At 53.2% G+C, this 9084-nt stretch carries 10 protein-coding genes; 6 read left to right on the forward strand and 4 right to left on the reverse strand.

Annotated features, from left to right (window positions below):
- Positions 1-83: 83 nt before the first annotated feature.
- From B3187_RS08850 to hepT, 3 genes are all read left to right on the forward strand, one after another.
- Positions 84-647: a sugar O-acetyltransferase gene (locus B3187_RS08850; protein ID WP_286805846.1), complete on the forward strand. Its 564-nt coding sequence runs from the start codon at positions 84-86 to the stop codon at positions 645-647.
- 154 nt (positions 648-801) lie between these two features.
- Entirely contained in the window at positions 802-1191 is a 390-nt protein-coding gene (locus tag B3187_RS08855; RefSeq protein WP_265368698.1) for a nucleotidyltransferase family protein, read from the forward strand.
- Positions 1181-1597 carry a type VII toxin-antitoxin system HepT family RNase toxin gene (gene hepT, locus B3187_RS08860; protein ID WP_265368699.1) on the forward strand — a complete coding sequence of 139 codons (417 nt, stop codon included), beginning with the start codon at positions 1181-1183 and terminating at the stop codon, positions 1595-1597. Before B3187_RS08855 ends, hepT begins: the two co-directional genes overlap by 11 nt.
- Before the next feature lie 66 nt (positions 1598-1663).
- Here hepT and B3187_RS08865 read toward each other — a convergent pair whose 3' ends face one another.
- The 4 genes from B3187_RS08865 to B3187_RS08875 all read right to left on the reverse strand — a co-directional run bounded on the left by B3187_RS08865 (position 1664) and on the right by B3187_RS08875 (position 4943).
- Positions 1664-2803 (reverse strand): lipase family protein, encoded by a 1140-nt coding sequence (locus B3187_RS08865; protein WP_286805847.1) that lies wholly within the window; start codon positions 2801-2803, stop codon positions 1664-1666.
- Positions 2804-2819: 16 nt separating this feature from the next.
- On the reverse strand, positions 2820-3305 hold the full coding sequence (locus tag B3187_RS08870) for a DUF6795 domain-containing protein (RefSeq protein WP_286805849.1): 486 nt from the start codon (positions 3303-3305) through the stop codon (positions 2820-2822).
- A gap of 335 nt (positions 3306-3640) precedes the next feature.
- Positions 3641-3877, reverse strand: a complete 237-nt coding sequence (locus B3187_RS17570; RefSeq protein WP_353743445.1) for a protease complex subunit PrcB family protein — start codon at positions 3875-3877, stop codon at positions 3641-3643.
- 577 nt (positions 3878-4454) lie between these two features.
- Positions 4455-4943, reverse strand: coding sequence for a pilin (locus B3187_RS08875; RefSeq protein ID WP_286805850.1), 489 nt, complete (start codon positions 4941-4943; stop codon positions 4455-4457).
- 456 nt (positions 4944-5399) lie between these two features.
- Between B3187_RS08875 and pilB the strand changes: the two genes are divergently transcribed.
- The 3 genes from pilB to B3187_RS08890 all read left to right on the forward strand — a co-directional run.
- Positions 5400-7127, forward strand: a complete 1728-nt coding sequence (gene pilB / locus B3187_RS08880; protein WP_286805851.1) for a type IV-A pilus assembly ATPase PilB — start codon at positions 5400-5402, stop codon at positions 7125-7127.
- Between the two features lie 5 nt (positions 7128-7132).
- On the forward strand, positions 7133-8398 hold the full coding sequence (locus tag B3187_RS08885) for a type II secretion system F family protein (protein WP_286805852.1): 1266 nt from the start codon (positions 7133-7135) through the stop codon (positions 8396-8398).
- A gap of 3 nt (positions 8399-8401) precedes the next feature.
- Positions 8402-9084: prepilin peptidase (locus tag B3187_RS08890; protein WP_286805853.1), on the forward strand; the 683-nt coding region annotated here is incomplete at its 3' end.

The following is a 9084-nucleotide window of genomic DNA, read 5'->3' on the forward strand; positions in this document are numbered from 1 at the left end:
CGCCGAGAGCGGCGAGCCGCTGCGCTACAACCAGGAAGAGTCGGTACTGAACCCCTTCTTCATTGCCCGAGGCGCCTGATGCTGTGAGCGATCACCAAACCGAGCGGGAGAAAATGTTGTCGGGGGCGCTGTACGACCCCATGGATGCCGAACTCTGCGCCGCCCGTCGCCGGGCGCGCCTGCTGTTCGAAAGCCTCAATGCCAGCCGGGATAACGAAGTGAAAAAGCGTCGCCAGCTACTGCGCGAACTGATTCCCGACGGCGGCGACACCGTCTGGATGCAACCGCCCTTCTATTGCGACTACGGCGACAACATCCACCTGGGCGAAAAGGTGTTTTTCAACTTCAACTGCGTGGTACTCGACGTGGCGGAGGTGCACATCGGCGCCCGCACCCTGTTCGGCCCCGCCGCCCAGGTGTACACCGCCACCCACCCAATGAATGCCCAAGAGCGCGCCTCCGGGCTGGAAGCCGGCAGACCGATCACCATCGGTGAAGACGTCTGGATCGGCGGCGGCGCCATCATCTGCCCCGGCGTCACCATCGGCAACCGCTGCGTCATCGGCGCCGGCGCCGTGGTCACCAAAGACATCCCCGCCGACCACTTCGCCGCTGGTAACCCCGCCCGCATCATCCGCCCAATCTGAACCCCAACCCTTCGATGGGTGGCACTCAAACTCTGCGTAGGGCGGGTAAGCAAAGCGCACCCGCCGTAACCCCACAACACCCACCCAACTTGCCGCCCGCCACTCCGCCCCGTAGAATCAAACCATAACCTCATGAACCAGACCCGCAACGGCTATGACAAACAAAGACCTTGATCGCTTGAGCGCCCACCTAGCCAACCGTTTCCCAGAGCTTGAGATTTGTGCGCTTATAGGCAGCCGGGCCAGAGGAGACGCCCACCCCGACAGCGACTGGGATTTTGCCATCCAGTGGCCCAAAGCCCTGAACGATACCTGGAACACACTTACCGAAACGGAAACATTACGACTGGATCTCGCCAACTGGCTGTCCGTCCCTGCAGAAGCCATTGATCTGGTGGAGCTACCGACGGCGGGACTGGCCATGAGAGCGGCGGTTGCCGAAGAGGGGCGCCCCCTGATAACCCGGCTCCCCTGGTTTCATTTTTTAAGCCGAACCTGGCGCGATCTGGAAGAACACTACTGGAACGATGTCTATGCAGCTTGATCTGTATTTACAGGAAACCGCCCGTCTCGCAGAGCGGCAAGGACGCCTACTAAACCAGGCCGTTCAGCGTATCCGTTCAGGAGAGACTTTGACAGAGCTGGAACAGAATGGAGTGCTGCATGCCATCCAGGTGCTTACGGAAAATGCGATAGGCAAGGCCAAACACCTCCTGAAAACCAAGGGGCATCAAGTTCCCGTATCCGCCTATGATGCGTTCCGGGCCTTATCGGAGGCAAAGGTTATTTCCAAAAACGATCTGACAAGCTGGAACGCGATCGTTGGACTTAGAAATCGCATTGTGCACGATTACCTGAATATCGACTTTCACATCATTGAAACATTGCTCGTTGAGAGTCGCCACCAGATCATTGTGGATTTCCTCACGCGGAAAGAAGATATTGGCTAATGCCGCGCTGAAGCGTTACCCCCTTTGCATCAACCATCTGACTTCTGAATCGCGTTTCGAGCATCTTTATTTGACTGAGCCATCAACCGTCGCAGTACGTGGCGAATCAACCCCTCGGTCAGCGATTCCCTGCTCTCTGGGGCGCGCATCCCCAACGCCTGCATGATCTTTCGCATCAGGCGTTCCACCCAGTAACCGACATGCTCCGCCATCTTGATGCCCTTCGCCAACAGGTAAGCCATCTTGTCCGCCACCGTGAAAAACCCGATAAACGCCCCCCTGAAACGTCACCAACATCGCCATGGCGACCTTCTTGATGACATAGATCAGCGCCGAGTCGACCCACCTCCAGAATGTTGGTGATGAACTGTTTACCGGCGTTTTAGACTCCAACCAGGACTCAATAGCACTCTCAAGCGTATAAGGTGGCTCGGGGTTTCCCTTGATCGACTCCCAGGACTTCCCCTTCACAGACTTCACATAGCGATCCATTCGATGAGCGTCGCCTGACAACAGAGGCTCATGAGAGTGTATATAGTGACCTGGTAAGTTATAAGGGGCATGCATAAACGGATATAAAGGCACCATGGCCACCGGATCCGTCTTGTGATAAATCCGATGCATATTCACCCCCTGAACAGCGGAGGTGGTACTTTTCACAAACCAGTCAGTACCAACCCGTGGCGCCCCGAACGTATAGAGCCGCGTCGCATACTTGAGGTGTCTGGCAACCCAATCCGCTGCCAGAGAGGCCACCGCGCCTCCCAGACTATGGCCCACACAGTGGACCACTTTGATATTGCCTCCCAAGGAGGCGAAAAACGCTTTGAGTGCAGGCAGCATACTGGCAAAACAATGATGGAACCCACAGTGAACAGGTAAACCAGCTTCGTTGTTGGTGATGCCAATTCTCGCATCGGTCAGAAAGTCGGCTCGATCATTGGCCGACGTAGTACCTCTGAACACCAGAAACACTTCGCCCTCATGATAATCTCCGCCCATTGAGCATATTCCAAAACCATTCTTTCGGTTCAGGATCAGCCGGCCACCCAGCTCGGCTTTTAGGTGCCGAAAAGCGGTTGAGGGTTTAGACTTCGTTCTGGAAAAAGCGGGATGGGACAGAAAGATAGGCACCTGATTGTCTGTTTGTACCCGGTAGATATCAGTCGCTAGTTCCGCCGCAACCGTTGGACTCAATGTACTCATAAAAACTCCTTTTAAATCAAACCTCCCAAGTACAGCGGGCCCCCAAAAGTGCATCATCGGTACGAATAGGACGAAGATCTTCAGTTAGCTCGCAGACCAGATTTTTAGGCTCTCCCCCGAATTCGACGTTCAGTTCCCCTTTGCTTTTACTCAACGTCCATATTAAATAGCTCTCACCGCGATATTCCACGGTTATCTCCTGGGTGATTACGAGCTGAGCAAGCGGGCTATCCCTATACGTATCGTTTAACTGGGGAATGAAAAAAATACCGTCTTCATCGGTCTTATAATGATAGGTTTCACCTTTTTTATCCTTCCATTTAACCCATAGTTTCAGTTCAGCCCCCGAAACAGGCCGACCTTCAAACAAAAGGCGCCCTGCCATAGGCGAAAATACAACGATCTCGGTTTTCTCTCCCCTGATTAGCGATGTCATAGCAACTCCACTTGCAACAAACGTAAAAAACACAATACCGACTAAAACCACAATCAGAACTTTCAAATGTACCGCCCTCAACAAGATCGCCATGTTCGTATTGGCTACCGGCACTTAAAGATTGAAGGCAGGGGATTTAAAGCAGGAAGATTACGCAAGAGCGAAACTTGGATGAAGCAGCTACGGTGTCCCTGAAAATCCCTGTGCCAACCTGACACGCCTTCGCTTTGAGAGCCAGATCACAAAAACCCAAAGGATCTGGCGTCGAAAACAACTTAGTGCCGAGCATCTCGACGTGTAGGTTGCAATATAGCGCCGCTGAACCGGTATCGACAAGAGTATTGCACGCCAACAATTCCGTTCTTATCGATCGATAATCGCAACGGTACCGTATTGGCGTTCTATTCCAATTCCAGCCCGCAGGCCGATACGCTTTGGCCGGAAAGATGAACCTGATCCTGGACTTTCGGCAGAGACACAAAGCAGTAAGGATACGTCATTTGGGTGGTAACCGCGCAATCCGAGGACGGAGACACCAGCGTATAGCCCACATCAAGACCGCCGTCCCGTGCGTCGACTTCACTGACATATACCGAATAACCACCATTTGACTGTCGGCCAGCCAATACGGCAATCACAGCACGTTCATCAAAATCGATTTCAGGAACATCGTCCTAGGAGTCTGGGTTGGCCGCTAAATAAAGCTCGCGAAAGCGATGGGCATTGGTAATATGTTCCGCCAAGCTCCCGTCAATATCGGAGTGCCCTGTGTTATTCGGGCATGCGACCACTTCAGTCTAAGAAGGCAGCCTGCCAGCTAACGGGATGAGGTTCCACGACGCCAGACTAGGTTTGATCTGACCCGCAGCCTATCACACCAAGCAAACAGCTACTGGCATCGGGAAAGATTTCACACGAGAGAATCCTGCATCACACCCGAAGATCATCCGTTTCCGGGAGCATAGCGTGTACCCAGTATGCGAGACTATAAACGATAATGAAAAAGCGTAGAGATAAGGGGGCAAAGGAACAGCTAAGCAACCACCCAGCATTGGTGTTGGACACCAACAAGGCTCTGACAGCCATCATTCAATAAAATAGGAATAGCAAGATTTTAATAATTTTAAGTCAATTAACGTTAACAGCTTCATATTTTAAAGCAAAACCTCCGCCGAAACGAAGGTCTTGCTGGAAACGAGCCGTGTAACGCTTGAATTAACGGCAGTTGGCGGGACGATACTTCGCCTCTACCGTACCACCAGAGCAATCCCAAGTAATTTGCGTTCCAGCACCGGCTGCCTGCAGATCTAGAGCTGCGCCAGCACTATCTTGTGGAGAGATCAAGATAGTTTCGGCCCCAGCAGGAACCACAGAAGGATCATAGGTAATTGTAATGATCCCTGTAGCATCACTTTCGATGGAAGTAACATTCTGGTTTTGTGCCAACTGTGCAGCGGTCATCGGAGAGGCGCCAAGAGCGGCACAAGTCGCCGCATCGTTACAAAGCATAGTTCCCGGACCACGACTTTGGAAAGTTTCTGAAATAGCAGTCTTCAACGCGGAGGACAACGTTAACCCCTCAGAAACTTTGGCTCGAATCGTGTAGTCTTGGTAAGCAGGCAGAGCTACCGCAGCCAAAATACCGATAATCGCTACAACGATCATCAGTTCAATCAAAGTAAAACCTTTTTGCATCTGTTTCATGGTTTGAGACTCCGTTGGTGGATATAGTTACAGACAGAGGAGAGACTGCATAAGCTGTGCCAAAACCGCCCAAACCCACCACCTGAGCCATGGTCACTCCATAATCAACCCGACCCCCTTCATAATAATGATTTATGCGACAACCTTGGACGCACCCTGCCTGCCAATGACATTTTTTGTCACCCTCACCAACCGGACGACGTCTTTTCCAGCCAAAGAATCAGGCATAGCCACCCCTCAATTTTCAATATTGTGAACCGCATCACAGTTTATAGAGGGACGGGGAATTGGGCTTAAAAGCACCAAGAACGATTCCTGCGCTAGAATTGTAGATATCCCATGGACTTATCGTATACAGTTAAGACTCTGCTTTGACTTTCACGCCACAGGTCGGCTTTCATCCGCCGTGGCACATGGTCAGCGAACAGAATAAAAGCTCTTGGAAATCAGGCATTTATGAATACCTCTGCACCCGCTCTCAGCGGCCTGGCACGCCGGTTGGTCCACGATGGCCTGCTGGATTCCGAACTGGCGAGCCAGGCTCAGGCCCAGGCGGCACGCGATCGCGTGCCCTTTGTGCAGCATGTGGTCACTCATCAGATTCTCGATGCTTCCACTATCGCCCGGGTCGCCGCCGACGAATTCGGCACCCCGGTATTTGACCTCGATAGTCTCTCAGCTATATCAATACCCGCGAAGCTTGTGGACCAGAAACTGATCCAGAAGCACCATACCCTGCCCTTGATGAAGCGGGGCAATCGGCTGTTTCTGGCAGTGGCCGACCCAACCAACCTTCATGCGCTGGACGAAATTAAGTTCAATACCGGCCTGAACACAGACCCGATTCTGGTTGAGGCTGACAAGCTGGCGTCCGCTATTGACCGTTACATCAACGCTCAAGAAGAGTCGATTAGTGACACCTTGGGCGGACTGGACGACGACGCTCTGGATAGCCTGGAAACCGAGGGCGGAGAACCCGAGGCCCCGAAGGATGACGGGGGCAAAGAAGAGGATGAGGCTCCGATTGTCCGCTTTATCAACAAGATTCTGTTGGACGCCATCAAGGGTGGCGCCTCGGATATCCATTTTGAACCCTATGAAAAAGCGTATCGAGTGCGTTTTCGCACAGACGGCATCCTGCAGGAGGTGGCCAAGCCTCCAATCAACCTGGCGACCCGCCTGGCGGCACGCCTGAAGGTAATGTCCCAGATGGATATTTCCGAACGCCGGGTACCCCAGGACGGTCGGATCAAGATGAAGATTTCCAAGAGCCGGGCGATCGACTTCCGGGTGAATACCTTGCCTACCCTGTTTGGGGAGAAGGTCGTGCTGCGGATTCTCGATCCCAGCTCCGCCAAAATGGGCATTGATGCGCTCGGTTACGAGGATTACCAGAAGCAACTCTATATGGATGCCTTGGCCCAGCCTCAGGGTATGATTCTGGTCACAGGTCCCACGGGGTCCGGGAAAACGGTATCCCTCTACACTGGCCTGAATATTCTCAATACCAGCGAACGCAACATCTCCACCGCCGAAGACCCGGTGGAAATCAACCTGGAGGGGATCAACCAGGTTCAGGTCAACACCCGGGTAGGGCTGACTTTTGCCGAATCCCTGCGCTCCTTCCTGCGTCAGGACCCGGACGTGGTGATGGTGGGGGAAATCCGGGACCTGGAGACGGCGGAAATCGCCATCAAGGCGGCCCAGACTGGCCACCTGGTGCTGTCCACCCTGCACACCAACAGCGCCCCGGAAACGCTGACCCGCCTGCTCAATATGGGCGTGCCGGCCTTTAACGTGGCCACCAGTGTGAGCCTGATTATCGCTCAGCGCCTGGCCCGTCGATTGTGCAAAAGCTGCAAGAAGCCCGCAACGGATATCCCGGATGCCGTGCTGAGTGAAGAGGGTTTCGACGAGATCGGGATTCCCCGCAGCGAACTGGAACTTTACCACCCGGTGGGCTGCGCACAGTGCACCAATGGTTATAAAGGTCGTGTCGGGGTCTATGAAGTGGTTCGCATCACGCCGACCATTGCCAGTCTTATAATGGAGGGAGGCAACTCCCTGCAAATTGCCAAAGCGGCCCGCGAAGCGGGCTTTAATAACCTGCGGATTTCAGCCCTGCGCAAAGCGGCGCAAGGGTTGACCAGCCTTGAAGAAGCCAACCGAGTCACCAAGGATTAACGCTTATGGCCACCACCGCCCAAGCTAAACCAGCCACATCAAAAAACAAGCCCAAACCCCGAACGTCGACTTCTTCAACATACGTTTACAAGGGGGTTGACAAAAGGGGTTCTAAAATAGAAGGAGAGGTAGAAGGCTTAAGCCCGGCAATCGTCAAAGCTCAGCTCCTGAAGCAGGGTATTCGAGCAAATCAGGTCAAGAAAAAACCGAAGCCTTTATTCAGTGGCGGAGGAAAGCGAATACAGCCCAGCGATATTGCCGTCTTTTCCCGACAAATGGCCACTATGATGAAGGCCGGGGTGCCATTGGTTCAATCGTTCGAAATTGTAGCGGATGGTTTGGACAACCCTAATGTTCGAAAGCTGGTGATGGAAATTCGGGAGGATGTAGCCGCCGGAGGAGGTTTCGCTCAAGCCCTGCGCAAACATCCAAAGTATTTTGATGACTTGTTTTGCAACCTTGTCGAGGCTGGAGAGCAATCTGGCGCCCTTGAAACCATGCTGGATCGCATCGCCACTTATAAGGAAAAGACGGAGGCGTTGAAAGCCAAAATCAAAAAAGCTTTGACTTACCCGATAGCCGTAATAGTTGTCGCCATCATCGTTACAGGTATTCTGCTGGTCAAAGTGGTTCCGCAGTTCGCCGAGACATTTAGTAGTTTTGGTGCAGACCTCCCTGCATTTACTCTTTTTGTTTTGAACTTATCAGAGTTGGCTCAAAACCACTGGTTCAAAATTATACTGGGAGCGGCTGCGTTTGTATTTTTATTCAAGGAAGCAAAGAAAAGATTTGAAAGTGTAGGCTATGCTATCGACAGATATATTCTTAAAGTACCTGTGGTAGGGAATATTCTGTACCTTTCAATTATGGCACGATTTGCACGCACACTCTCCACGACTTTCGCTGCAGGCGTTCCACTTATCGACGCACTGACATCGGTGGCAGGTGCAGCAGGCAACCGAATTTACCGGGACGCCATTATTAAAATACGCGAAGATGTATCAACAGGCATTCAGTTAAACACAGCAATTCGAGCGCAGAAAATGTTCCCAACCTTACTGATTCAAATGGCCTCTATCGGCGAGGAATCAGGTGCTCTGGACGAAATGCTCGAGAAAGTCGCGGTGTATTATGAAGAAGCCGTCGACAACCAGGTGGACAGCCTGACATCACTGCTTGAACCCATGATTATGGCCGTACTTGGCGTACTGGTCGGTGGCCTTATGATTGCCATGTACATGCCGATCTTCCAAATCGGTCAGGTCGTTTAATTCATGGCATCTATTCACGAAGTATTAGAGTTATACCCCTCAGTGGCGCTCATCAGCGCCACTGTTTTAGGTCTGCTGGTTGGCAGCTTCCTCAATGTGGTGATCTATCGCCTGCCGAAAATGCTCCAGTCGGAGTGGCGGTCGCAGTGCTGCGAGCTGCTGGAGCAGTCACCACCGGAACCGCAGAAAACGTTCAACCTGATCACCCCCAATTCCACCTGCCCCCACTGCGGGCACGGGATCAAGCCCTGGGAGAACGTGCCGGTGATCAGCTATCTGGTGCTGCGGGGCAAATGCTCGGCCTGTAAAGGCCGGATTTCCGCCCGCTATCCGATCATCGAGCTGGTGACGGGCCTGTCGAGCCTGTTTGTGATTCACCAGTTTGGCGTGACCGGCGTCGGCCTGGCGGCACTGGTGTTCACCTGGTCGCTGATTGCGCTCACGATGATCGACATCGATACCCAACTGCTACCCGATGCCATCACGCTGCCGCTGCTCTGGCTCGGGCTGATCGTCAATCATCTGGGGGGCTTTGTGCCACTGGAGGACGCCCTCTGGGGCGCGGTGGCGGGCTACCTGTCGCTCTGGTCGATTTACTGGCTGTTCAAGCTGCTGACCGGCAAGGAAGGCATGGGCTACGGCGATTTCAAACTGCTCGGCGCGCTGGGCGCCTGGCTGGGCTGGCA

It is taken from the genome of Marinimicrobium sp. UBA4209, from assembly GCF_002381585.1.
Classification (GTDB): domain Bacteria; phylum Pseudomonadota; class Gammaproteobacteria; order Pseudomonadales; family Cellvibrionaceae; genus Marinimicrobium; species Marinimicrobium koreense.

Excerpts from the sequence above, each read along its gene's own strand:
- pilB (WP_286805851.1), top strand. The coding sequence starts at position 5,400 with ATGAATACCTCTGCACCCGCTCTCAGCGGCCTGGCACGCCGGTTGGTC.
- B3187_RS08885 (WP_286805852.1), top strand. The coding sequence starts at position 7,133 with ATGGCCACCACCGCCCAAGCTAAACCAGCCACATCAAAAAACAAGCCC.
- hepT (WP_265368699.1), top strand. The coding sequence starts at position 1,181 with ATGCAGCTTGATCTGTATTTACAGGAAACCGCCCGTCTCGCAGAGCGG.
- B3187_RS08875 (WP_286805850.1), bottom strand. The coding sequence starts at position 4,943 with ATGAAACAGATGCAAAAAGGTTTTACTTTGATTGAACTGATGATCGTT.
- B3187_RS08855 (WP_265368698.1), top strand. The coding sequence starts at position 802 with ATGACAAACAAAGACCTTGATCGCTTGAGCGCCCACCTAGCCAACCGT.
- B3187_RS08865 (WP_286805847.1), bottom strand. The coding sequence starts at position 2,803 with ATGAGTACATTGAGTCCAACGGTTGCGGCGGAACTAGCGACTGATATC.